The sequence below is a fragment of the Occallatibacter sp. FHG110214_02 genome (genome assembly GCF_059115385.1).
In genome coordinates, this window is the sequence record NZ_JBZYWK010000001.1 from 264,646 (window position 1) to 289,674 (window position 25,029).

21 protein-coding genes are annotated in these 25,029 nt (G+C 58.5%); 16 read left to right on the plus strand and 5 right to left on the minus strand.

The features are described from left to right. The first annotated feature begins 110 nt into the window (after nt 1-110). Nucleotides 111-2,027, plus strand: a complete 1,917-nt coding sequence (locus AC5S3R_RS01085; RefSeq protein ID WP_494264757.1) for a GGDEF domain-containing protein — start codon at nt 111-113, stop codon at nt 2,025-2,027. A gap of 61 nt (nt 2,028-2,088) precedes the next feature. On the opposite strand, the gene AC5S3R_RS01090 is transcribed toward AC5S3R_RS01085, so the two are convergent. Then, nucleotides 2,089-2,532 (minus strand): hypothetical protein, encoded by a 444-nt coding sequence (locus tag AC5S3R_RS01090; protein ID WP_494264758.1) that lies wholly within the window; start codon nt 2,530-2,532, stop codon nt 2,089-2,091. A 297-nt stretch (nt 2,533-2,829) separates the two neighbouring features. On the opposite strand from AC5S3R_RS01090, the gene AC5S3R_RS01095 reads away from it, so the two are divergent. Further along, nucleotides 2,830-4,524 (plus strand): alpha-amylase family protein, encoded by a 1,695-nt coding sequence (locus AC5S3R_RS01095; protein WP_494264759.1) that lies wholly within the window; start codon nt 2,830-2,832, stop codon nt 4,522-4,524. Nucleotides 4,525-4,625: 101 nt separating this feature from the next. Further along, complete coding sequence (locus AC5S3R_RS01100) at nt 4,626-6,179, plus strand: Gfo/Idh/MocA family protein (RefSeq protein ID WP_494264760.1); 1,554 nt, start codon at nt 4,626-4,628, stop codon at nt 6,177-6,179. Nucleotides 6,180-6,304: 125 nt separating this feature from the next. Here AC5S3R_RS01100 and AC5S3R_RS01105 read toward each other — a convergent pair whose 3' ends face one another. Genes AC5S3R_RS01105 through AC5S3R_RS01115 form a run of 3 tightly spaced genes read right to left on the minus strand, consistent with a single transcriptional unit; the run spans nt 6,305 to nt 7,767 of the window. Then, on the minus strand, nt 6,305-6,775 hold the full coding sequence (locus AC5S3R_RS01105) for a DUF6644 family protein (protein WP_494264761.1): 471 nt from the start codon (nt 6,773-6,775) through the stop codon (nt 6,305-6,307). 44 nt (nt 6,776-6,819) lie between these two features. Further along, nucleotides 6,820-7,311, minus strand: a complete 492-nt coding sequence (locus AC5S3R_RS01110) for a DUF6644 family protein (RefSeq protein WP_494264762.1) — start codon at nt 7,309-7,311, stop codon at nt 6,820-6,822. 3 nt (nt 7,312-7,314) lie between these two features. Next, nucleotides 7,315-7,767 carry a DUF6152 family protein gene (locus AC5S3R_RS01115; protein WP_494264763.1) on the minus strand — a complete coding sequence of 151 codons (453 nt, stop codon included), beginning with the start codon at nt 7,765-7,767 and terminating at the stop codon, nt 7,315-7,317. A gap of 554 nt (nt 7,768-8,321) precedes the next feature. Here AC5S3R_RS01115 and AC5S3R_RS01120 point away from each other — a divergent pair. The 3 genes from AC5S3R_RS01120 (at nt 8,322) to AC5S3R_RS01130 (ending at nt 11,559) form a co-directional block, all read left to right on the plus strand. After that, nucleotides 8,322-9,275: a hypothetical protein gene (locus tag AC5S3R_RS01120; protein WP_494264764.1), complete on the plus strand. Its 954-nt coding sequence runs from the start codon at nt 8,322-8,324 to the stop codon at nt 9,273-9,275. Between the two features lie 43 nt (nt 9,276-9,318). Further along, entirely contained in the window at nt 9,319-9,930 is a 612-nt protein-coding gene (locus AC5S3R_RS01125; protein WP_494264765.1) for a hypothetical protein, read from the plus strand. An 87-nt stretch (nt 9,931-10,017) separates the two neighbouring features. Continuing rightward, nucleotides 10,018-11,559: a glycosyl hydrolase family 79 C-terminal domain-containing protein gene (locus AC5S3R_RS01130; protein WP_494264766.1), complete on the plus strand. Its 1,542-nt coding sequence runs from the start codon at nt 10,018-10,020 to the stop codon at nt 11,557-11,559. Nucleotides 11,560-11,590: 31 nt separating this feature from the next. Here AC5S3R_RS01130 and AC5S3R_RS01135 read toward each other — a convergent pair whose 3' ends face one another. Then, the gene (locus tag AC5S3R_RS01135; RefSeq protein ID WP_494264767.1) at nt 11,591-12,772 is read right to left on the minus strand and encodes an L-rhamnose/proton symporter RhaT; all 1,182 of its coding nucleotides are present in this window, start codon (nt 12,770-12,772) and stop codon (nt 11,591-11,593) included. Nucleotides 12,773-12,875: 103 nt separating this feature from the next. On the opposite strand from AC5S3R_RS01135, the gene AC5S3R_RS01140 reads away from it, so the two are divergent. The 10 genes from AC5S3R_RS01140 to AC5S3R_RS01185 all read left to right on the plus strand — a co-directional run bounded on the left by AC5S3R_RS01140 (nt 12,876) and on the right by AC5S3R_RS01185 (nt 25,025). Continuing rightward, a complete protein-coding gene (locus AC5S3R_RS01140; protein ID WP_494264768.1) occupies nt 12,876-13,646 on the plus strand; it encodes a (Fe-S)-binding protein in 771 nt (256 codons plus the stop codon). Beyond that, a complete protein-coding gene (locus AC5S3R_RS01145) occupies nt 13,643-15,109 on the plus strand; it encodes a LutB/LldF family L-lactate oxidation iron-sulfur protein (RefSeq protein WP_494264769.1) in 1,467 nt (488 codons plus the stop codon). Before AC5S3R_RS01140 ends, AC5S3R_RS01145 begins: the two co-directional genes overlap by 4 nt. Next, a complete protein-coding gene (locus tag AC5S3R_RS01150; protein ID WP_494264770.1) occupies nt 15,106-15,744 on the plus strand; it encodes a LutC/YkgG family protein in 639 nt (212 codons plus the stop codon). The genes AC5S3R_RS01145 and AC5S3R_RS01150 overlap by 4 nt, the downstream gene beginning before the upstream one ends. An 89-nt stretch (nt 15,745-15,833) precedes the next feature. Then, nucleotides 15,834-17,012, plus strand: coding sequence for a sugar isomerase (locus tag AC5S3R_RS01155; RefSeq protein ID WP_494264771.1), 1,179 nt, complete (start codon nt 15,834-15,836; stop codon nt 17,010-17,012). A gap of 47 nt (nt 17,013-17,059) precedes the next feature. Next, nucleotides 17,060-19,258, plus strand: coding sequence for a bifunctional rhamnulose-1-phosphate aldolase/short-chain dehydrogenase (locus AC5S3R_RS01160; RefSeq protein ID WP_494264772.1), 2,199 nt, complete (start codon nt 17,060-17,062; stop codon nt 19,256-19,258). Further along, complete coding sequence (locus AC5S3R_RS01165; protein WP_494264773.1) at nt 19,258-20,658, plus strand: rhamnulokinase; 1,401 nt, start codon at nt 19,258-19,260, stop codon at nt 20,656-20,658. Before AC5S3R_RS01160 ends, AC5S3R_RS01165 begins: the two co-directional genes overlap by 1 nt. 98 nt (nt 20,659-20,756) lie before the next feature. After that, nucleotides 20,757-21,842, plus strand: a complete 1,086-nt coding sequence (locus AC5S3R_RS01170; protein ID WP_494264774.1) for a sugar ABC transporter substrate-binding protein — start codon at nt 20,757-20,759, stop codon at nt 21,840-21,842. Between the two features lie 14 nt (nt 21,843-21,856). Continuing rightward, entirely contained in the window at nt 21,857-22,909 is a 1,053-nt protein-coding gene (locus AC5S3R_RS01175; protein ID WP_494264775.1) for an alpha/beta fold hydrolase, read from the plus strand. Between the two features lie 96 nt (nt 22,910-23,005). After that, a complete protein-coding gene (locus AC5S3R_RS01180) occupies nt 23,006-24,049 on the plus strand; it encodes a glycosyl hydrolase family 18 protein (RefSeq protein WP_494264776.1) in 1,044 nt (347 codons plus the stop codon). A gap of 43 nt (nt 24,050-24,092) precedes the next feature. Then, entirely contained in the window at nt 24,093-25,025 is a 933-nt protein-coding gene (locus tag AC5S3R_RS01185) for an N-acetylglucosamine kinase (protein WP_494264777.1), read from the plus strand. Nucleotides 25,026-25,029 lie beyond the last annotated feature (4 nt).

Sequence of the window (25,029 nt, forward strand, 5' to 3'; positions counted from 1 at the left end):
TGCAGTCTATTCAAAGTTAGAGACAGATGGCACCACTCTTGATGACTTAAGGGTGCTAATCAATCTAAATTTTCCGTTCATACGCGAGTATAAATTTGTATGCTGGGCATATGCCCTCGTGCATCTTGAATCTGGTTCGCATTGCTGCTGTTGCAATGATGCTTACTTTTCCGGCTCATTGGCTGCATGCGACGCAAGTAAATACGAAAAGTGAAGAGTCGTCCGCCATCGTCATCGATGGCCTGGGCAAGGGGACTGCTTCCCTCAATGGGCCATGGCAATTTCATCCTGGGGACAATCCTGCATGGGCCGCTCCTGCTTTCGATAGTGCGAACTGGGAGCAGTTGAGTGCAGACCGCCCATGGGGCGAGCAGAATCATGCGCATCTCACAGGCTTCGCCTGGTACCGGGCATCCATCACTCTCACTCCCGCCCCCGGAGTACAGCCGCAGTTCTCTCTTCTAATTCCAGATATCGATGATGCGTACGAGGTTTACTGGAACGGCTCGCTCATCGGAAGCAATGGCAATCTCCAATCCCATCCCGTCTGGTACATTTCGCAGCCGGCGCAAACTTTCGAGCTCGGCAAGGTGCAGCACGGCATTCTGGCTGTACGTGTCTGGAAAGCTCCTCTGCTCTCCGATGATTTAGGAGACGTAGGCGGTTTTGAATCTGTTCCCTTAATCGGAAGCCCCGAGGCCATTGCAACTGAGAAAGCCTCACTCGAGTATCAATGGTTGTGCAGCCGGCAGCTTCTTCTTGGCGAGGATCTTCTGTGTGCCGTGATTGCTCTCTTGAGCTTCCTTCTCTGGTGCAGAACACCATCCCGCCGGATTTTGCTCTGGATGGCAGGTTTCGCCGCTGTTCCGCCAGCCGATCTCCTGTTAGTGAATGCTCACATGGGCCTGCCTTACTCCTTGGCCATGGGTGCCGAGCAGCCCCTGACCGCCGTGCAGGATATATCGCTCTGGTTTCTCCTTCTCTGGCTTCTGTGTCTCCATGAGAATCGCACGATTGCCCGTATCACCCGCATCCTCGCCTGGGTTGCAATCGTCAACACCACGCTGGACGGAATACTCGTTGCCATCAGTTGGAATCCGCAGTGGACCGGATTCATCCAGACTGCCGATGCCACATTAGCTCTCCTCTATAACCCGCTTGAAACTTTCCCCCTGATCCTGGTGAGCTACGCGCTCTTCAAGCGCAAGCGGCTCGGTTCCTCCACTTGGCTGGTCGCCGTTCTGGCATTCCTCGACGGAATGCTTCTCGTCTTCCGCAATGCCATCAAGCAAGGCCGCCAGTTCACCGGCTGGCCCATCGCAACCAGCATCGATAAGCCTCTTTTCACCATCCATGGCAGTGCAATTTCTCTTTCCGCACTGGCCGGGGGATTCCTTCTCGTCGCAATCGTCTACGCCGTCTACAGCAGCGTACGCGAAGACCAACGCCGTCAGGACGCATTGGAACGGGAGAAGCGAGAACTGATACGCGAAAGCCACCAGATGCGCCACCATGCGGAGCACGACGGCTTGACCGGCCTTTGGAACCACCGCGTCATCGTGGATCGTCTGCGCGAAGAGATGAGCCGCTCACGCCGCAATGAAACGCCACTCAGCGTAATTCTGGTAGATGTGGACCACTTCAAGAGAGTGAACGACAGCTATGGTCACCCAGCCGGCGATCTGGTCCTGAGGGAGATAAGCGCCATCTTTGCGCGCTCGCTACGCGCCGATGACTGCGCAGGCCGCTACGGCGGCGAGGAGTTCCTGCTTATCTTGCCGGGGTGCGGAATCGAAGATGCGCTTCTTCGCGCCGAACAGATGCGGCTGGCCGTGCAGGCGGCTCGTATTCGGGATGGCGAAACAACGCTGCAGGTGACAGCAAGCTTTGGCGTGGCCTCGGCCTTTCCATCCAATTACGAAGCTGATTCCGTAATCAGGTCTGTCGATATCGCGCTCTATCGCGCAAAAAGCAGCGGACGGAACTGCGTTATTGCTGCAGGAATCAACATCCCGCAGAAGGTATAGGCAAAGGCGTTGCGGCTCATACCTTCTGCAGAAATCTTCTGTTTACTGAAGTGCGTGCAGGCTATTTAAGAGGTTCACCTAAAAGCGGAGACTGCTCTGCAAACGCCTCTTCCGTGCTGGCGCGAACCTTTTTCACAATGCCCGTCCATATCGGATTGGTGTGCGAAGCATCCCATGTTCCGGCCTCCACAGCCTTTTCCATGGCCACGCTCTCTTCCAGCCCGGCTTGATACGCAGGAAGCTCTTTCACCAGCTTGAAGGCTGCAGCGAGCACCACGCCTACATCGTCCTTCAGTTCTTCCGGTATCGTGGCGTAGACCTCAGGCTTGTGTTCCTCGATCCACTGGAACGCAACAGGCAAAACAACAGAGCTAACCCAGTCGCTGTAAGAGTGCAGGGCTTCGACACCTGCAATCCACGACGGGTGCATCTCCCAGTCATGATGTCCATGATGCTTCCGGTGCGTAGGTGGGCAATGCTTGCACTTCTCCTTGGTATGCGACACAAATATTCTCCTTCTCACAGCAATGTCATGCGTGATGGTTCGGTGCCGAATATATCGGCACAATTGGTTTGCTATCGGAGTAGCTTTTTTAAGACGGCGGTTGAGTACGCTTTGGATAGCGCAGTCTTTTTGCAAATCCGGGAGAAAACATCAAGGCAATATTGCGGTTGGGGGAACCAGTTCAGTTCTATCACTCGTATACCGAATTGCAAAGCTGACGAGCTTCCGCTGCATTTCTTAAGACGCAAACTTCTTCATGTGAGACGCTGCTACGTGTCCCGGTGAATAATTCTCCTTGTGAAAAAGACACCGTCCGTATCGTTGAATCGCCGTGACCTCATCCTTGGAGCAGCCTCCGCTGCTTCGTTTGCCGCCATGCCGCTGCGCGCACAGAGCACCAGGCCGTCATTGCCGTTCGCAGACCTACGTGAAGCGCCTGCGCAGTTAACGGTCTTCGCAGGGCTCGACTATGCACGCGCACTCACGCGCTCCGGCAGCGAGTGGCGTTCTGGCGACGTGGTCGTCACGCTCGACAACGTACGAACAGGTGTCGCCGTATCGCTAGCCTCACCTTCCCTTACCCTCACTCACCTGCGTTTCCGCTGGCAACTCCAGCAGCCGGAAGATATCGCCGTACTCGGCGACGCATGGGAGCGTTCCTACGGAGACCTTGGCTGGCGCAACGTAGTTCCCGAGCGCCCTCTGCCCTGGTACTGCGCCGTTCATCAGGATGAAACCACGCATTGCTACGGCGTTGAAACCGGAGCGGCAAGCTTCGCAATGTGGCAGATTGATACCGCAGGCATCACGCTCTGGCTCGATGTGCGCAGCGGCGGAGAGGGCGTCCATCTCGGCTCACGCGTGCTGAAAGCAGCAACAATCGTCACCCGCCGCGGTGACCACGGCGAGTCGATTCACAGCGCTCTGTCTGCATTCTGCCGCACCATGTGCCCATCGCCACGCCTGCCCAAGAGCACAGTCTACGGCTCGAACGACTGGTACTACGCCTACGGCAAAAACACTGCGGAAGGCATTCTTCACGATGCGGAGCTTGTAGCCTCACTCGCTCCCACAAGCGGCCCCAAACCATTCGCCATCGTTGACGATGGCTGGCAGGACAAGCGCGCATTTCCTGACATGGCGGATCTCACAACACAAATCCGCTCCAAAGGTGCTCGTCCGGGATTGTGGATTCGCCCACTGCGAGCGCCGCAGACTGCTGACAGCAAATTGCTTCTTCCCGAAGCGCGCTTCGGCCATCATCGGGAGCGTTTCCGCGACCTCGCCTACGACCCCACCATCCCGGAAGCCCGCGAAGCTGCGCTCAGCACCATGCGCGAAGCCGTGCGTTGGGGAAATGATCTCGTGAAGCACGACTTCTCCACCTACGAACTATTCGGCGCGTGGGGCAGTGAGATGGGCCCTTCGATGACGATAGGCGGCTGGCACTTCAACGACCGCTCGCAGACCAACGCGGAAATCGTGCTCAGCCTGTATCGCGGCCTGCGTGAAACCGCCGGCGAGCAGACCGTCGTGATCGGTTGCAACACCATCGGCCATCTCGCTGCGGGCATCTTCGAGGCCAATCGAACAGGAGACGACGTAAGCGGTCGTATCTGGGAGCGAACGCGCCGCATGGGCGTCAACACGCTTGCCTTCCGGCTCCCGCAGAACCGCACCTTCTTCATCTCAGACGCAGATTGCGTCCCGTTCACAAAGGCCATCGCGTGGGAGAAGACGCGTATGTGGCTCGATGCTGTGGCCCGCAGCGGAACCGCGTTAATCGTCTCACCCGAACCCGATGCAATGGGCAACCCACAGAAGGAGGCCCTGCGAGAAGCCTTCGCCATTGCAGTGGCAACGCCTACTGCTGTAGCCGACGACGCACTCCTAACCAACACCCCGCAGCATTGGACATTTCAACAGGGCAGCAACACGAAGAGAACATCTTATAGTTGGGACGAAGATGGAGCATCGCCGTTCCCAATTTAGCGTGTAGCTTTCGTGCGGCCTCTTAACAAAAGGGCGCAAAATAGAGGCCATACCATGGGAATCTTGCTCACTGTAGCCCCTGCGAGTGTATGCTGTTGCGCATGCCGAAACCATCCCAAAAAATCCTCTCGCAGAAAGTCTCTGAAACTGCCTCGAACTTGCAGGTTGATCGCCGTGAATTTATCAAAACAAGTTCTCTGGCCGCTGGAGCGCTCACGTTTGGGGTTCCGGCGCTCTTGCGTGCTCAAAATCTTAACAGCAAGTTAAACATCGCCTGTGTCGGAATCGGAGGCAAGGGCCGTAGCGACACGGACGCTTGTGCTGGTGAGAACATCGTCGCGTTGTGCGACGTGGATTCAGGCTCTGAGGCCTACACCACCCAGACACAAAAATATCCCAGTGCAAAGTTCTACAAAGATTACCGCCAGATGCTGGACCAGATGGGTAACCAGATTGATGCGGTGACGGTCTCAACGCCGGATCACATGCATGCCATCGTGGCGTCTGCGGCAATGAAGAGAAACAAGCATGTATTCGTGCAGAAGCCGCTGACGCAGACCATCTATGAAGCGCGTTACCTGCGCAAGATGGCACACGAGAAAAAGCTCGTCACGCAGATGGGCAACCAGGGCAGTGCAGCCGACGGCCTACGCCGTGGAGTCGAAACAATTCAGGACGGCCTCATCGGTCAGGTGCATCAGGTTCACGTCTGGACGAATCGTCCCGTTTGGCCACAGGCCATGGACCGCCCCGTCGGAGAAGACCCGGTTCCCGCAACACTGGAATGGGACATCTGGCTTGGGCCGGCCCCGGTGCGGCCATATAAAGCCAGCTCTAAGCCAGACGCCCGGTATGGAATTTACGAGCCGTTCAACTGGCGTGGCTGGCAGGATTTTGGCACCGGCGCGCTCGGCGACATGGCCTGTCACACAGTCAACTTGCCGTTCCGCTCCTTGGACCTCGATTACCCCACGGAAATCGAAGCCATGCCCTTCGGCCACATGAACAAGGAGTCATACCCCGTAGGCTCCAAAATCCGCTTTGAGTTCCCCAAGCGTACAGGCCGCATTCCTCTCGAGCATCCAAGCTTCTTCCACCATTACAGAAAGGTTGAGCACGACCCCGTCACGCTATGGTGGTACGACGGCGGCCAGCCCGATCCCTCAGAGAGAGACGGCCACGACTTCAGCAACAAGCCGCCCGTCGAGCTCACTGCCGACATCGTTGCCCTGCTAGGCGAGATTCCCAAGAGCGGCTGTTTGCTGATTGGTGAGGAAGGCAGCGTCTTCTCGCCGGACGATTACGGAACCAGCTTCTTCATCAAGCTGAAGGGCGACGCGAAGTACGTTCACTACCTCAAGCACCCTGCCATGGCGCAGTACCCAATCCGCATTCCGCGCAACACGTACAGCAAAAACAGCGTACTTGCCCACGCGCAGGAATGGCTTACTGCAGTAAAGGCAAACAAGCCGGAGCAATGCTACTCGCGCTTTGACGTCGCCGCCCGCCTCACGGAAATCATGCTGCTCGGCTGCGTATCTCTACGCGCTGGACAGAAGATAGAGTGGGACGGACCGAAGATGGTCGCGAAAAATTGCCCGGAGGCTGCGCAGTTTATTCAACGCCAGGACCGTTCCGGCTGGGCTCTTTCCTAAGCAAGAGAACTTCCGGCAAACCGAATCAACAAAATCCTGACGGTTGTCATTCAAAGCGCGTTTCCAGTGTTCTTACACTGAAAACGCGCTTTGGCATGAAGCATTCCATGAACACGGTATGGGATCTACAGAAACCCAATAGCCCTTCCCGCAACGCCAACTCCTAGCCACATCACCATCGAAATTACCGCCACAATTCTCGACCACGGAGTAAGCGCGCGCTGGTCAGCCTGGATCAGCGCACGTCTGTGCAGCGTGAAGTAGAACAGAATCGCCGCCGTAAGCAGCGCCATCTTCCACCGAAACGCCGGACTGAAATAGCACTTCAGCGCCTCTTCCGAAAGCAGGGCAATCCCCGTCAGAATCAGCACAACAAGGCTGCCCAGCAGAAGCCTGCCAATATCCCGGCCAAGCACGCGTGCCGGCTCCTTGCGAAAAATCACGCCAAGCAAACGCAAATCGAGAATGAGCACGGACCCGCCAAGCACCGCCAGCGCAAGCAGGTGAATTGCCTCCGTAACCGCAAAGGCCCATACCGAGGTTTGCATGTAACGGCCAAGCGCGGAATGGCCAAGCGCAACAAACAAGGGATGCATTCTTACTTCTGTTCTCCCGCTACAACAAAGGTTTTGTTCGCCGTTTAGAAATACGCAATAAAACGTCCGGCCACAATAACACCGCTCCAAAGCGTGAGCGATGCAAGAGCGGCAATGCGAGCCCGCCACGGAGCTACTTCAGCAAGCTCCCACTCCTCAGCACGGCGATAAATTCCCGTGTGAAAGATAAGCGGATTGAGCCCCGCAAGAATCAGCAGCACAAGCTTGGTGCGAAATGCCGGATTCATATAGTTCTTTGCCGCCTCTGACCAGAACAACAGAAAGCCGCTGGCAAACAACACACCGAACCCCACCCACGTAACCGGCAGCACCGCGCTGGCAATCCGCCTCACTGAAATCTTGCGCAGAATCACGCCCAGCATGCGCAGATCAAGCACGGCAACAGTTCCTGCAAGCAGCGTAATAGCAAGCACGTGAACCGATTCGATAATCGGGAAAGCATAGTCGGACTCGCGAATCGCCGTTCCAATTCGCGAGTCATAAAGTAGCTGGCAAAAATGTTGCAGAAAGAGCATTGGCTAATTCTTCTTTGTTCCTGCGCCTGGTAGCGCGCCCTGATCCGTGCCATTGTCGCCCGGCCCGCCATCGCCCGGCGATCCGCCATAAATCGAGCGGCCATCCGGCAGTGTCACGCGCCGCGCATCGATGAGGTGCGAACCATCTTTCGCGCGATAGCCGTCCACAACAACCTGGTCGCCAATCTTCAGATCGCCCTTCTTCCATCCGCGTCGTGAAAGCGCGCCGGGTCCAGCGCCCTCGCAACCCCATGTCTCCGTCGAGCCCGTTTTTGGATTGACGATATCCACGTAAAAGTACGAGTGCGGATTGGTCCACTCAACGCGGGTAAGCTTGCCGACAAGGCGCACAGGCTTGTTCGCGTCAAACTCGGCAGCAAAGGAGTGATGCGCAAAAGCTGGCGCGGCAGACAGGACAAGAGCGCCGGCAAGCAGGGATGCAAAGACTCGTTTCATGGTGTTACCTTTCCTCGAAAATTTGGTGCGGAAATCCAGCTTGCAAAACCACATGCCGCAAAAAATAAAAAGCCCGCATGCAGAGAGCGGGCTTGACTGGGCTTGATGAATTCTGGCGATAGCGCTTGCTCAACCGGCGTCAAATACAAATAAGCGGAAGAGATTCAACTCTGGCCACATCGCGCGACGAATCGCGGCCCGTTCCCGCAAGAGCGGAAGGGCAACAACAATACGTCCATGCACGAGTAAGCATACGATGCACTTTATGGCCGCGGCTTTGGAATGTCAAGCAAAACCAAAACGCTTGACCACGCTGGAAACATGGTCTATGGTATGCCCATGCATCAATCCAGCATCTGTACCGCCGCATGTTGTTGTACTCGCCGCCTGAGTTGAGTACCTTGCGAGCCTGCGTTTAAGACTGCCGGATTGCTCTTCCCAATTTCCTCTCAAATCAGAATCTCATCTGAGCGTAAGCACGTTGAGCCGCCGCGGAATCGCTGAATCGTTTCCATCTGCTTCTCTTTGCTGCGCTTCCAAAGGAGAACTCCTGCATGCGATTCAGACATCTCGTTCCAGTATTTTTCTTGTCTGTATTGGTAGCGGGGTCGCTGCCCGCACAGGCTCCGACCCAACCTCAGGGACAGGGCAACGAGTGGGCTCTCGACAGGGCACAGCACGGCAAAGAACCGCCACCGCGTGACATATCCGGTCGCGGCGGAGACTCTCCGTTTGCGCGCAATGAGGCCGACCTGCCCAAAGGCCCCGCGCCGCGCATCAACGGTCATCCCGATTTATCCGGCTACTGGATTCCCTCGCGCAAAGACAGGCCGGTCGGCAATCTCGGTAAAGATTTGCCCGGATACAAACTGCCTTTCACGCCGGAAGGCGAAGCCGCGCACAAGTACAACGTAGAGCATACCGTCGATCCCGAAGCGCTCTGCATCGTCGGCGGTCTTCCACGCCATAACGCCAGCGGCCTGCCTTTCCAACTTCTGCAGGGTTCTGACCACCTGGCCTTTCTCTACTGGTACACAACCTATCGTCTTGTTCCCTTTGACGGTCGCAAACACGCGGAGGACCCAGACCCATCTTTCTTCGGCGAAGAGATTGGCAATTGGGATGGCGACACCTTCGTCATCGATTCGATTGCCTTCAAAGACAAGCGCACCTGGGCAGACGAAAATGCCGACCCGCACAGCGACCAGGCACATGTAATTGAGCGCTGGACACGTCCCGACCCCGGCCACATTCACGTAGAGATGGATGTTATCGACCCGAAGTACTACACCAGGCCCGTTCATTATCAGCGCACGTGGCTGTTGGGCAAACCCGGCGATGAAGTAAAGGAATACTCCTGCGCCGAAGACAATGTGGATGCGCCTCATCTGCAGCCCGGCCCCGGTCTCATTGGTGCGGACGGCCAGCGCGGCTATGAAAAGCTTGCGCCTCTTCCTCCCCCGCCAACCAAGGACCATCCCGCCACCACATCCACCGGAATTGATTAAGACAGAGAGTCCATAGCACGCGAAAGGGACTATGCAAACTCGTATGCACGCAGCAAGAAAATACAGTAGGAGCGCGGCTGTTATCGCCGTGCTCGTTATTCCGTCAGCGATGGCGCACAGCCAATCCACGCCGCTGCCGAATGGCGTAGAAAAGATTGGCTCCATAGTTTTTGACAAAGACAAGGTTCGCCCGGCACGTGTAGAAGACAGCGCTGTGCCTGTGATAGAAGAAGCCGTAAAGCGGCTGAAGCAATCGCCGGATAAGAAGCTGGTTCTAGTTGGTCAGGCAGATATAGTGCATGACGCCGAGACCAATAAGAACGGCATGGAGCGTGACACGGAAGATCCATCTGGTCGCGATGTCCGTTTCGAGGACCTCGCCGCCTATCGCGCCATCAATACCAAGTGGTACATCACCACCTACTACCACGTTGATTCATCGCGCATCCTGCCAACCACGCAAGACTACATCGAAGGCCAGACGGTAACGTTTTATCTCGTCCCCGGAACCGCTGATTTCAACCACAACTTCGTAGGCGCCACCAAAACAAACGAAAAGCCCTGCACCATAAAGCCCTGCTACACGCCGGACGAGGAAACGCTCAGTGCCCAGCCCCGTTCGCGCATTGCCAAAGCAAGCCACCCCGCGCCGTAGCAATCAGTGGCGGATTCCATCAGTCCCGCTCAAACCCGTTACAATTCCTGTCGAACATGTTGGGCAGTGGCAATTACGAGGATAACGATGGATCGCCGCTCTTTTCTGATTCGTACCAGCGCCGCCGCGGCCATCGCGGCCTGTTCCGGAATTTCGAACGCAGCCGATGCACCCGCCGAACTGCGCCTGTCAGAAGACGCGTCGCTGGGGCAGATTCCGCTCACCTATACAGGCCTGAGCTATGAATTGGCGCAGCTAAGCGAGCCGGAATTTTTCTCCGCCGCGCACAAGGCACTCATTGCGCACTGCAAGTTGCTAAGCCCGCATGGCGTACTGCGCATCGGCGGCAACTCAAGCGAGTTCTGTTGGTTTGCAGCGGATGCTTCCACGTCCGCCATCAAGCTGCGCGTGCCGCCGGGCGACATCAGCGCCAACTGGATGCCGCATCGCCTCTTCAAAATCACGCCGCAGGCCATTGATAATCTGGCGGAGTTTCTCCACGAGACCGGCTGGCGCATAATCTACGGCATCAACTTCGGAAACAACACGCCAGAGCGCGCAGCAGTCGAAGCAGCATACGTCTACTCAAAGCTAGGAGACAAGCTCGAATACTTCCAGATAGGCAATGAGCCGGATCTCTACCGCACGCCGACAAACGGCACACGCCCACCCGGCTGGGACTTTGACGACTATGTGCGCGAGTGGGTGGAGATGGCGAAAGCTGTGCTTGCGAAAGTCCCGCAGGCAAAATTCGGCGGCCCGGACGTAGCAGGCTCGTCAGACTGGGTAGTGCGCTTTGGCGAGCGCGTGCCGTCGCTGCTGCCGGGCAAGCTCGTCTCACTGAGCGGACACTACTATGTCATGGGCCCGCCAAACGATCCAAGCGTAACCATCGAGCGCCTGCTGCGTCCCGTTCCAAAGGTTGCAGCGGACATGCAGAAGATTGAAGCTGTAGCCAAACCGCGCGGGCTCGCCTATCGCATGACGGAAGGCAACTCCTGCTATCGTGGCGGCAAGCCGGGCATGAGCGATGCCTTTGCCTCAGCGCTATGGGCAGGCGACTACATGTTGAATCTCGCCACGAACGGCTGCATAGGCGTGAACTTCCACGGCGGCCTCGCAGGGTTTTTGAATGCAAGCCTCGGCGACCACGCACCGGGTTATGAGGTAGCAAAAAAGCCGCAATGGAAAAAAGGCGGCTACTACACGCCAATCGACACAGAGCCTGACAGGCAAGTCACTGCAATGCCAATCTTCTACGGCATGATGACCGCAAACCAGCTAGCTGGCGGTGCGCTGCTGAAAACCGATTTGCAAGCCGGCAGCGCCAATGCCACAGCCTACGCTGCCCGGCACGGCAAAGAAACAAAGGTCGCAATCTTCAATAAAGACGAGGCAACCGCGCTCGACCTTGTAATTCATGCTCCGCAGAAAGCGCATTCCGCCACGGCATGGAGATTATCTGCCCCATCACTGGACGCAACTGAAGCCGTAACGCTGGCTGGCTCAGGGATTAACGATGTGCAGGCAACATGGGCTCCGCGAGATGTAGAGAAGCTGGAGATACGCGGCGATTCCGTGCGAATCCATATCCCCGCAGCAAGTGGCGCGTTAGTTTTTATCAGCTAGCAAATCTTGCGCGGCCAATGGATCGCCAGAATCACTGCGCATCAGCCTGCGTAGCAGGCGCTTCCTGCACCTTTAAGTAATTGCCCGCACCAACCACAACCGTAGAGCCAAGCAGTAGCAGCACACCCGCAGTCACCAGCGCCTTGGTGCGCATCGTTGTGCCCTTCCATTCCTTCAGCACAAGCCCCCACAGCGTCGCGAAGAGGATGATCGAAGCCATATGCAGCGTCCACGAGGAAAACTCCAGCCGCCCCATCTTTGTCTGGCCCATCGAGTAGAAAAAGAACTGAAAGTACCAGATAGCCCCGGCAAGCGCCGCAAAGAGATAGTTCGCAACCAGCGTGCCCGTCGAAAGCCGGAAGTGCGACGGGTCTGTCGGGTCAAGATCCTGCTGCGTGTAGCCGCTGCCATGCGTAGCGCGCAGAGGATTGCGCCCCGGGCTCCCAAGAAACTCCGCACCCGAGCGGTTGCGCAAAATAAGAATCGACGACCAGACAAGATTGGTAACAAACCCGCCCCACAGCACCACAATCAGCACAGGCAAGTTCTGCCAAAGCGGCAAATGCCCTTCCGCAACCAGGCTTTCGCGAGTCATGTCGGCAATCGGCTTGCCCGCATCCAGCCCTACCGCGAAAAAGCTGCTCATAATTCCGGCAAATACGGCAACAGCCAGCCCGCGCGCCCAGTTGTAGTCGCGCTCGCCAGCCTCAGCCATGTCCGCCTTGGATATCTCATGCTCCTTGAAGTAGCCCGCCGCTCCATTGACGGCAATCGCCAGCAGGCACACCCCCACGCCCAGCAGAACCACCTGCCCCGAGCGATCTGCAACAATGGAGCCGAACTGCCCGTGCATGATCGGCGGCAGAACTGTGCCAAATGCCGTGCAGAACCCAAGTGAAATGGCATAGCCAAGCGAAAGCCCAAGATAGCGAATGGACAGGCCAAACGTAATGCCGCCGAACCCCCAAAGAACGCCCCAGAAGATAATGTGAGCAATCGTTTCATGCGGCGTCGCGGCAAGAATGGAGAACAGATGCGGAACAAAGAGGGAAGCAATCAGCGGTGGAGCAACAATCCACGCGGCCACACCCTGGATGAGCCAATAAATCTCCCATGACCATTGCCGTATGCCGCGGAAGGGAATAAAGTTTGTGGCACAGGCGAAACCGCCGATCCAGTGATAAATGACTCCAAGAAACGGGTTGGCCCCCATGCAGGCGTGTGCTCCAGCAAGAAAATCAGTTGCGAGCCATTGTAGCCGACCGTCATTGCACATGAGGAATAAATTTGCTATTGAATAACGAGAGGGAAATTCCGTGCGCGTCGCACTCTTCATAACTTGTTATAACGACACACTTTTCCCCGCAACAGGCAAGGCCGTTGTCCAGGTGATCGAGCGCCTTGGGCACGCGGTGGAATTCCCCGCCGGGCAAACCTGCTGCGGCCAGATGCACTGGAACACCGGCTACCAGCGCGAAGCGCTGCCGCTCCTTCCGCGCTTTCTCGATCAGTTTGAGCACGCGGAAGCCGTCGTTTCGCCGTCCTCCTCCTGCATCGCCATGATGCGCGAGCATTACCCCATCATGGCCGAGCGCATTGCCAGCGAAGGCGGCGACAAGTCGCTTCCCGAACGCGTAGCCGCGCTCTTGCCGCGGGTATGGGAATTCACGGAGTTCCTGACAAAGAAGCTAGGCGTAACCGATGTAGGAGCCTACTACCCACATCGCGTAACCTACCATGCAAGCTGCCACGGCCTCCGCTCGCTGGAACTCGGCGGCGGCCCCGAATCCCTGCTGCGAGCCGTTCGCGGCATCGACCTCCGCAAAATCGACAGGCCACAACAGTGCTGCGGCTTCGGCGGCACCTTCGCCATCAAGAATGCCGATGTCTCCGGCGCAATGCTCGCGGAAAAAGTCCAATCCGTATTGGCCACAGGTGCGGAAGAATGCACAGCCTGCGACAACTCCTGCCTCATGCACATTTATGGAGCACTGCACCGCGGCAAAACCGGCGTGCGCACGCGCCACATCGCAGAGATTCTAGCCGGCGAACCCGCGCTACAAGCAGACCTGCGGGAGGCACAATGAGCACCGCTGTTGAAACAAGACTCGATCCGCGCACTGCCCCTTCGTTCCCGAAAGCCGCCAAGGTACTTCTGCGCGAAGAGCAGTTACGCGCCAACGTTCGTCGCGCCACGGACACCATCCAGGGCAAGCGCCGCAAGCTCGTCGAAGAAAAGACCGACTGGCAGCAGCTCCGCGAGAGCGCACGCCAGATTCGCGCTCATGTCCTCAAGCATCTCGACATATATCTCGAAGAGTTCGAGCGCAACTTCACCGCCGCTGGCGGCCACGTGCACTGGGCACGCAATGCTCAGGAAGCACAGGAGATTGTGATTGGCCTGGCGCAACAGGCCAACGCCTCCGAAATCATCAAAATCAAATCGATGACGACGGAAGAAATTCATCTCAACGACGCCCTCGAAGCCGCCGGCATTCACGCCTATGAGACAGACCTCGCCGAGCTGATTATCCAGCTAGGCCACGATCAGCCATCGCACATCGTAGTCCCCGCGCTGCACAAAAACCGCACGCAGATTCGCGAAATCTTCAAGCGCGAAATGAACCTGCCGGAGATAGGCGACACCCCGCAGGATCTCGCAGAAGCCGCGCGTCGTTTTCTGCGTGAAAAGTTCCTGCGAGTAAAAACAGGCATAAGCGGCGCCAACTTCCTCATCGCGGAAACAGGCGGCGTCTGCATCGTGGAGAGTGAAGGCAACGGTCGCATGTGCCTCACCCTGCCGGAAACGCTAATCTCCGTCGTCGGCGTAGAAAAAGTAATCCCACGCTTCACAGACCTCGAAGTCTTCCTGCAGGTACTGGCCCGCTCCGCCACTGGCGAACGCATGAACCCCTACAACTCCATCTGGACCGGCGTAACCCCCGGCGACGGCCCCCGCAACATGCACGTAGTCCTGCTCGACAACGCACGTACCGAAGTGTTGGCCGACGAAGAAGGCCGCCAGACCCTCCAGTGCATCCGCTGCGGAGCCTGCCAGAACGCCTGCCCCGTCTATCGCCAGACCGGAGGCCACGCCTACGGCAGCGTCTACGCAGGCCCCATCGGCGCAATTCTCACGCCACAGCTAATGGAGATGAAACACGGACAGTCGCTCCCCTACGCTTCCTCCCTCTGCGGAGCCTGCTATGAAGTCTGCCCGGTAAAAATCAACATCCCCGAAGTGCTGATTCACCTCCGCAACAAGGTCGTAGAGCAAAAAGGCTGGTACGCTCCGGAAGCGCTGGCCATGAAAGCCGCCGCAAAAGTCTTTCTCTCCGAAAAGAAATTCCGCGCCGCCCAGCGGCTAGGCCGCATGGTCGAAAAGCCGCTCGTCAAGAAGGAATTGGAAATCGTAGGCCAGCAAAAAACAGAGCCGCAAGGCTGGGTTAACTGGCTCCCCGGCATCTTCGGCGGATGGACCGCAACGCGCGACCTGCAGGCAATGCCCAGCGAGAGCTTCCGCGAGTGGTGGGAGAAGAGGCGCGTATGACAACGGCAAGGGAAACAATTCTGGAACGCATCCGCAACACCAACACGGGCAGCACCACCGATGCCAGCGCCAGCTACGCACAAATCGAGCGGACCTACCAGCAATCCGCGCAACTAAGCCACGCGCAGATTCTCGACCTGCTCGAAGAGCGGCTTGTCGATTACGATGCGCATGTCTATCGCGTCACCGAGCCGGAAATTCCGGCAAAAGTAGCGCAGCTACTAGCCGAGCGCAACATCCGCCGCGTCATCACCCCGCAGGGCCTGCCAGGCGAATGGCAAACCGGAGCAGAGTTCGTGCAGGATGCAGACTTCGACCCCATCATGCTCGATACCTTCAGCGGAGTAATGACCGCCTCCGCCTTCGCAATCGCCGAAACCGGAACCATCGTTGTGCAAAACGTCCCCGGCCAGGGCCGCCGCGCCATCACGCTCGTGCCGGACTACCACCTCTGCATCGTTCGCGAGCGCGACGTAGTGGAGACAGTAGTAGAAGGCATGCGCCGGCTCGACGCAACGCACAACCTGCCGACAACCTTCTTCAGCGGCCCCTCTGCCACAGCAGACATAGAAATGACGCGCATCAAGGGCGTGCACGGCCCGCGTTTTGTGGATGTACTACTGGTCAGGGAGTAGCTTCCAGCCGGAAATCTGGATTGACATCCCTATTTCCAGCACGATAGTTTGATAGAGTTTCAATAGGTACGTTATTTCTGAGGTGGAATATGAGCCAGCGCGAGCGCATCTTTGCCGCCCTCGACGCCTTTCGCATCGAGATCCCGTCCTGGGGCTTTGCTAACACCGGCACTCGCTTTGGAAAATTTGTGCAGGCAGCCGCTGCTACAAACCTCGAAGAAAAGTTCGCCGACGCAGGCGAGGTCAACCGTCTCACCGGAGCTGCGCCCACAGTCGCTCTGCATGTCCTCTGGGACCTGCCCAACGGCGTCAAAGATGCCGCCGCAATCCAGAAGCTTGAAAAGCAACACAACGTGCGCGCCGGCTCCATCAACCCCAATCTCTTCCAGGAACAGGAGTACAAGTTCGGCTCCATCGCCAACCCTGACGCGGAGATTCGTCGTAAAGCCCTCGCGCACCTGCTCGACTCCGTAGAGATCGCCACCGAGCTCGGCTCCAACGACATCTCCATCTGGGACTCCGACGGCTCCAGCTACCCCGGCACGCAAAGCATCCGCCGCCGCATCCAGTGGACAGAAGAAGCACTTAGCACCGTCCACGCCGCGCTCAAGCCCAACCAGCGCATCCTCATCGAGTACAAGCCCTTCGAGCCGTACTTCTACCACACCGATATTGGCGACTGGGGCATGGCCCTCGCACTGGCCTACAAAGCCGGCCCGCAAGCCAAGGTCCTCGTCGATACCGGCCACCACTATCAGGGCCAGAACATCGAGCAAATCGTCGCATGGCTCCTGCATCTCGACATGCTGGGCGGCTTCCACTTCAACGACCGCAAGTACGCCGACGACGACCTGACCATCGGCTCCATCGATCCCTATCAGGTCTTCCGCATCTTCAATGAAATCGTGCTCGACAAATCCGGTGCGGCCAACAACGTAGCCTTCATGATCGACCAGAGCCACAACCTCAAAGGCAAGCTCGAAGCCATGGTGCAAACCGTAGCTACCGCGCAGGAAATCTACGCTAAAGCCGCGCTAGTGGATCAGGAACAACTCGCCGCCCTCCAGGACGCATGCGACTTAGTTGCAGCCGAAGAGCTCTTCCGCGGCGCCTTCTTCACCGACGTAAAACCACTTGTACGCGAGTGGCGCGAATCAAAGAAACTCCCCGCAGACCCGCTGGCCGAGCTCTACCGCAGCGGCTACGTGGAAGAGGCAGCGCGTGAGCGCAGCGCCCGCAACGCCGGTTCAGTAGCGAGCTACGCATAAACCCGGCAACAACAAAATTCAGCAACATAGAAATGGAAGTGAGGATTATGGCGGCAACGCTGCGTTTTCTTGAAGACAAGTGGGATGAAAAGCTGGCCGGAACCCTCGACGGCCCGGAACTTTTGCGCTATCGCTCCAACTTACTCGGCTCAGACCTCCGCATCACTAACTTCGGCGGCGGCAACACCAGCTCAAAGCTGGAGCAGCCCGACCCCATCGATGGCACGCCGAAGCAAGTCCTCTGGGTGAAGGGGAGCGGTGGCGACCTCGGCTCCATCAAACGCTCCGGTTTCGCCACGCTCTATCTCGACCGCCTGCACGCCACCGAAAAAATCTACCCCGGCGTTGAGCGCGAAGATGAAATGGTCGCGCTCTACCCGCAGATCACCTTCGGAGCCAATCCCGTCGCCGCATCCATCGACACACCGCTCCACGGCTTCCTGCCTTTCCCGCACGTAGACCATCTCCATCCCGACTGGGGCATCGCCCTCGCCGCATCTTCCAACGGCCTCCAGCGTATGGAAGAGTTCAACGCCGAGTTCGGCCACAAGCTGGTCTGGCTCCCATGGCAGCGCCCCGGCTTTGAGCTGGCCATGATGATGAAGCGCGCCGTAGAAGCCGCGTCCGGCTGCGACGGCATCGTCCTCGGCGGCCACGGCCTCTTCACCTGGGGCAACACCCAGCGCGAGTGCTACCTGAACACCATCACCATCATCGACCAGATCGGCCAGTTCATCGACAAGCACGACAGACAGCTAGGCAAGCCCCATTTTGGCGGCCAGAAATACACCACCCCCACCGACCGCGAGCAGGTAGCCACGCAGGTCTTCTCCGCACTGCGCGGAGCAGTCAGCCGCAAACAGCGCTGGATCGGCAACTACGTCAGCCATGACGACGCACTCAACTTCGTAAACAGTGTGCAGGCAAAGGATCTGGCGTACCTCGGCACAAGCTGCCCCGACCACTTCATCCGCACCAAGATCCGTCCCATGTTCATCGACTGGAACCCAGCGGGTGACGCCAAGGAACTCCCCGGCCTGATTGACGCCGCGCTCGAAACCTACCGCCGCGAGTACGCCGAATACTACAAGAAGCACGCCCAGCCCGATTCGCCCGCCCTGCGTGACGCCAGCCCGACCGTCGTACTCATTCCCGGCATCGGCATGTTCACCTTCGGCAAAAACAAAACCGAAGCCCGTCTCACCGGCGAGTTCTACACCAACGCCATTCACGTCATGCAGGGCGCAGGCTCACTCGCCGGCGCGGCAGACGTAAAGAATGTTCCGCAAGCCGGCCCCGCAGCCAGTGCAGACCAGTTCACCGTCTACGCAAACTACGTAGCCATGCCGCCCAGTGAAGCCTTCCGCATCGAATACTGGGCCCTCGAAGAAGCAAAAATCCGCCGCCAGCCCCCCGAGAAAGAGCTGAGCCGCCGGATCGCTCTCGTCGTTGGCGGAGGCAGCGGAATTGGCCGCGAAGTAGCCCTCCTTGCCGCCGAGCGCGGCGCAGCCATCGTCGTCGCCGACCGTGACGCCGCAGCCGCTGAGCGCGTAGCCGAAGAGTGCAAAAAGATTGCCGGTAAAGAGATGGTCACCTCCACGGCCATCGACATCACCAGGCGAGAGACCATCCAGTCAGCCCTCGATGCCACCGTGAACGCCTTCGGCGGAGTGGACCTGCTCATCAACACCGCAGCCATCTTTCCATCCTCGCCCGACGGCATCATCAACGACGCGCTCTGGGCCACCACGCTTGAAATCAACGTAACCGCCAACTACAAGCTGGCCGACGAAGCCTCCAAGCTCTTCAAGTCACAAAGCATCGGCGGATCCGTAGTTCTCACAAGCTCCGCCAATGCCGTAGTAGCCAAGAAGGGCAGCGAAGCCTACGACGTATCAAAAGCCGCCCTCAGCCACCTCGTACGCGAGCTCGCTGTAGGCCTGGCCCCCGTGCGCGTCAACGGCATCGCCCCGGCAACGGTCGTCAAGGGTTCGACAATGTTCCCCCGCGACCGCGTAAAAGCCTCGCTCGCCAAGTACGAAATCGCCTTCACCGACGCGGAGACTGACGATGAGCTGCGCAACAAGCTGGCCGCTTTCTACGCCAAGCGCACGCTCACGCACGTTCCCATTGATCCCAAGGACTGCGCGGAAGCCATCCTATTCCTCGCCGGCCCCAAAACCCCTGTAACCACAGGCCACATGATCCCCGTTGACGGCGGACTCGTAGAGGCATACCTCCGCTAATGCCAGTTTCTCCGCAACAAGACAAGCGCGCGCTCATTGCAGTTGACCTCGGTGCTGAAAGCTGCCGTGTCTCCATGCTGAGCTGGAGGCATGGGCGCGCGCACATCGAGCTAATCCACCGCTTTGCCAACGGGCCAGAACAACGTCCCGACGGCTTGCGGTGGCCTCTCGACCGCATCCTCCTGGGCGTAAACGAAGGCCTTCGCCAGTGTGCAGCCATTGCGGAAGAAGGTGTACGTTCCATCGCCGTCGATGGCTGGGCCGTCGATTATGTCCGCCTTCACCCAGACGGAAGTGCAATCGAGGACCCCTTCTGCTACCGCGACCCACGCAATGCTGCAGCGCTTGAATCACTCCACAACCGCATCTCATCCGAACGCCTGCGAGAACTCACAGGCATCCAGGTACAGTCACTCAACACCGTCTACCAGCTTCATGCCGACACGCTAAGCGGCACTCCGCAATCCTGCTGGCTCAACCTGCCCGAATACTTGCTGCATCACTGGGGCGGCGAGCCCGTAGCCGAGCGAACCAACGTCACACACACCGGCGTCGTCGCACTCAACGGCGACTGGAGCGAAGAAATCCTTAAAGCAGTCGGCGCAGAGCTCTGCCATGCGCCTCGCATCGTCGAGCCCGGCACGGAGATAGGCGAATATCGCGGCAGCATTGCCCGCCTTCGCGGTGTCAAGCTCATCGCCCCCTGCTGCCATGACACCGCCAGCGCCGTCGCAGGCATCCCTGCTGAAGGCGAAAACTGGGCCTACATCAGCTCTGGCACATGGTCGCTCGTCGGCGCAGTTTTAGCGCAGCCCTGCAACACCGCAGACGCTACACGCGAAAACTTCACCAACCTCGGCGCAGCCGGTGGCCGCACCCTCTTCCACAAAGGCATCCCCGGCATGTGGCTGCTCAAGCAGTGCATGGACGCATGGAACCAGCCCGACGTAGCCTGGCTCGTCGAGCAGGCCCGCATCGCGCCAGCACACGCGCCAAACGAGCTCCTCGACATCGAAGACCCCGCTCTCGCGCTCCCCGGCGACATGCCCGCCCGCATCAATGCCCAACGCACCCAGCGCGGCCTCTTGCCCATCAACGAGGAACCACAACTGACCCGCCTGATTCTCGACTCGCTGGCCGCACGCTATGCCCAGGTGCTCCACGCTATCGAACAAATCACGGGCAAAAAGCTGGAGCGCATCTACATCGTAGGCGGAGGCTCGCAAAATGAACTGCTCAACCAGCTCACCGCGCAGGCAACCGGGCTGCCCGTCTCTCGTGGAGCAGTAGAAAGCTCCACAGTAGGCAACTTCGCCGTACAGTCGGCTGCTACAGAAGGCAACGCCTCCGCAGACAGCGTAGCGCGATGGGCCGCCCAGCTCTCCCCCGAGCTTACATAAGCGCTTATCCTTGATTTTTCTTAGCCTTGCCGCAAAATTCCATTACAGAAATAAGGTTTCTTCGGTAAGCTTAGGACTGAAAATCAGGAGCACAAGTCTTGGCTCGCAAGAAAAACCTCTATCTAATCCCTGTTCTCTCCAAGGCGCTCGACATTCTGGAGCTGCTGCAGAATGAAAACCGCCCGTTGACGCTCGAAGCCATTCACCAGCGCACGCGCGTATCCAAGACCACCGTCTACCGCGTGCTCAAAACCTTCGTGCATCGCGGCTACTTGGTGCAGACCCCGGAAGGCACCTACCGCCACATCCTCCGCCGCCCCAAGATGCGCTTCGGCTTCGCCGGCCAAAGCACGGAGATGCCATTCTCCAATGAAGTTTCGCGCAGCCTGTCAGACGCGGCCCTTGCAGTAGGCGTCGAGCTCACAATCCTCGACAATCAATACGACGGCGCCGTCGCCATTCACAACGCAGAAGAACTCATCCGCGGCGGCGTAGACCTCATCTTTGAGTTCAACGTAGTGCATGAGGTTGCACCCGTCATCGGCGACCGCGCCGCCGCCGCGCACATTCCTCTCATCGCCATCGATATCCCGCACCCCAACGCCATCTTCTTTGGCGTAGACAACTACCGCGTAGGCGTCGATGCAGGAGAACTACTCGCCGCGCACGCCAAAGCGCACTGGGACAATCAAGCGGACTGGATGCTTGGCCTCGACCTTCCCGGAGCGGGCACGCTAGTGCAGGGCCGTGTCTCCGGCGCATTTGAAGCCATCCGCGCCGCCATCCCCACACTGCCTGCCGAAAATTACCTCCGCATCGATGGCCGCGGCCAGCTTGAAGCCAGCCAGAAAGCCGTCGGCGACTTCCTCGACAAGCATCCAAAGGAAAAACACATCCTCATAGCTGCAGCAACCGACTCAAGCGCCCTCGGCGCAGTAGCCGCTGCACGCGAGCGCAAGCGCACACGCCATGTCGCCATCGTCGGCCAGGACTGCATCCATGAAGCAGTCACAGAAATGGACCGCGCCGACTCGCCGCTCATCGGCACCATCTCGCACGAGACAGCCACCTACGGCCCGTCGCTCATGCACATCGCGCTGGACCTGCTCAAAGGCCAGCCCGTAGCCCCATACAACTACGTCACGCACAAAATAGTCTCGCGTGGCTCGCTGCTTCAAAAATAAGAAGGCCATCCCGCATGAAACACCTATTGCTTCTTGCCGCCGCGCTCGCGCTCACAGCCGCTCCGCATCTCCCCGCCCAATCAGAAGGCGCGCAAAAGATTGCCGACCTCGGCGCTTGCAAACTCGAAAGCGGAGCAGTGCTTGAGCATTGCCGCGTAGGCTACCGCACCTTCGGCCATCTCAATGCCGCACGCGACAACGCCGTGCTCATGCCCACATGGCTCTACGGCAAAAGCAGCGACCTCGTAGCCCTCTTCGGTGACGGCAGCTCCCCTTCGCATCTCGTAGACACAGGCAAGTTCTTCGGCATAGCCGTAGATTCCCTCGCAAACGGCGTCTCCTCCTCGCCATCCAATAGCGAAACACAGCACGGCCCGGACTTCCCCGCAATCACAACACGCGATATGGTCAATGCTGAGTACCGCCTGGTAACCGAAATCCTCGGCCTCAAGCATCTCCATGCCGTCATAGGCCTTTCCATGGGCGGCGAGCAGACCTTTGTCTGGTCCGTAGCCTATCCCACCTTCTTTGACCTCGCCGTGCCAATACTAGGCACCCCGCGCCCCACCCCCTACGACCTGCAGGTCAAGCAAATTCAGTTGGAAACAATGTACGCCGACCCCGACTTCAACGGCGGCCACTACACCAAACAGCCCGCGCTCAAATTAGCTAATCTCTTCGGCTCGCTCACCGTCACCACACCCGAGTACCGCAACGCGCAAACAACCCGCGATAACTTTGAAGAGTTCCTTCGCGTCACGGAAGCTCCGCAGCCCATCGATGCCAACGACCGCATCGCACAAGTCAAAGCGATTATCCGCCATGACGTAATCGGCAAGCGCACACTCGCTGAAGCCGCGCAATCCACATCCGCGCACTTCCTCGTCATCGTTAGCGCGGAAGACCACCTCGTCAACCCTGGTCCCGCGCTCGACTGGGCCGCCGCGCTCCACGCGCCAACCTACATCTCGCACGGAAGCTGCGCGCACATCATCATGAGCTGCGACGCCGCGGCAGTCTCCGCCCGTGTGCGGCAGTTCCTCGCAACCGGCGCCCTGCAGCATTGAGAGACACAAGCCCATGCCGCAAGATATTCTGCCAATACACAGAGCCCGCCGAAGTCTGTCCTTTTTCCAGTGCTCTCACTTTCAAGGTGGTAAATAATGCGTCGCCTCTTGTCCGTCTTTGTCCTGTTTCTTGCCTGTAGTAGTGCATACGCCAAGCCCTCGGCCATGTTCTACATGACGAACGACGCAAACTCGGTCCAGTCCTTCCTCGACCACGCCGCAAAAATTGATGTGCTCGTCCCCGCCTGGTACAGCGTGGATGAAAACGGCCTCGTAACAGGCATTCCCAACGCAACCGTAATGGCAAAGGCGCATGAAAAAAACGTGCCCGTAATGCCCATCATCGCCCTCTTTAACAAGAAGAAGTTTCACGAGCTGGCCACCAGCATCGAAGCACAAAAGCAGATGAACGACGCCATGATCCGCGAGTGCAAGTTGCACGGCTACACCGGCTTCCAGCTTGATCTTGAGAACGTGGACTATCTCGACAAAACAAACCTGAACAACCTCGTGCACGAGTCCGCCGAGCGTCTGCACGCCGCGGGCCTCAAAATCACCATCGCCACCGTGCCCAACGCACCCGGCTATCCCGGCACCGGCGGATTCTCCAAGTGGATATTTACCGACTGGCGCGGAGCCTATGACATTGCAACGCTAGCCAAGTACGTAGACCTGCTCTGCCTCATGACTTACGACCAGAACACGCGCTGGACCGAGCCCGGTCCCGTAGCAGGCTGGCAGTGGACCGTCGAAAACCTCGACTACGCGCTCAAGGTCGTGCCCAAAGACAAGCTCTCCCTCGGCATCCCGCTCTACGGCTACCACTGGTACACCAACGCGCCCACCGTGGATAAAGATGGCACCGAGCGCCCCAGCCCCAGCGCGGATTACATCAGCACCTCAGAAGTTCTGCGCCTTGCCGCCGAGTTCAACGCCAAGCCGCAATGGGATGACTTCGATCACACCGCGTTCTTCTACTTCTATCGCGACCAGATGCGCGAATGGATTTTCTACACTGACCAACGCACCTTCCAGGACCGCTACGAGCTTGTAAAGCAGCGTGGCTTGCAAGGCTTCTGCTCATGGATGCTCGGCACCGAAGACCCCGCCATCTGGAGCCTTCTGCCTGATGTTCACTAGAGCCATCGAGTTGGGCTTAGACAAGCCGGAGTTATAGGAAAGAATGTCGTATTTTCTCGCAATTGATTCAGGCGGCACCAAAGCCGAGTACCTTCTCGCTGACGAAACACGCGAGTTGAAACGCACCTTCAGCGGCGCCATCCGCCGCGTCAATGCCGACGCAGCCGTAGCGCAGCAAAACATCGCTGGCGCGCTCGCGGAGCTGGAACAGGCCACAGGTGTCAAGATGTCCGAAATCACCTGCACCTGCATCGGCACATCCGGCAACACCGTCCCGCTCGTCACCGACTGGCTACGCGAAGAGTTCTCCAAGCGCGTCGGCGGCAACCTGCTTATCCTCGGCGATGTAGAAATCGCGCTCGATGCATCCTTCCAGGGAGGCCGTGGCGTGCTGATTCTCGCAGGCACTGGCTCCAACGCCGCCGCCCGCGCCGCAAACGGCGAAATCATGACCGCCGGCGGCTGGGGCCCCAACCTCGCGGACCAGGGCTCAGGCCACTTCATCGGCCTTGAAGGCCTGCGCCGCGGCTTTCTCGCCCGCGATGCACATCGTTCCTCGCAACTACTGGAAGCCGCGCGAAAACTATTCGACCTTCCAACCGTCGATGCGCTTATCGAGTTCGCCAACGCGCAGCATCCCGTGCGCTACGCATCCAAATTTGCGCCGAAAGTAGTCGAGCTGGCAGAGCAGGGCGATGAAGTCGCCATCGAAATTCTGGAACAAGGCGGCCGCGACCTCGCTTATCTCGCCACTCTGCTCATCGAGCGCATGCGCGCCATTGAAACCGGAGCCGCAGAAACCGCAACCTTCGCCCCGCCGCGCGTCGCCACCGCGGGCAGCATTCTCACGCATGTCGAGCGCGAGCGTGACGCCATGCGCGCCGCACTGCGCGAGCGCTATCCTGCCATTGAATTTCTCGATATACCCGCCGACCCGGTGCGCGGCGCGTTGTGGCACGCCATGCGCGGGGAGTAGAAAC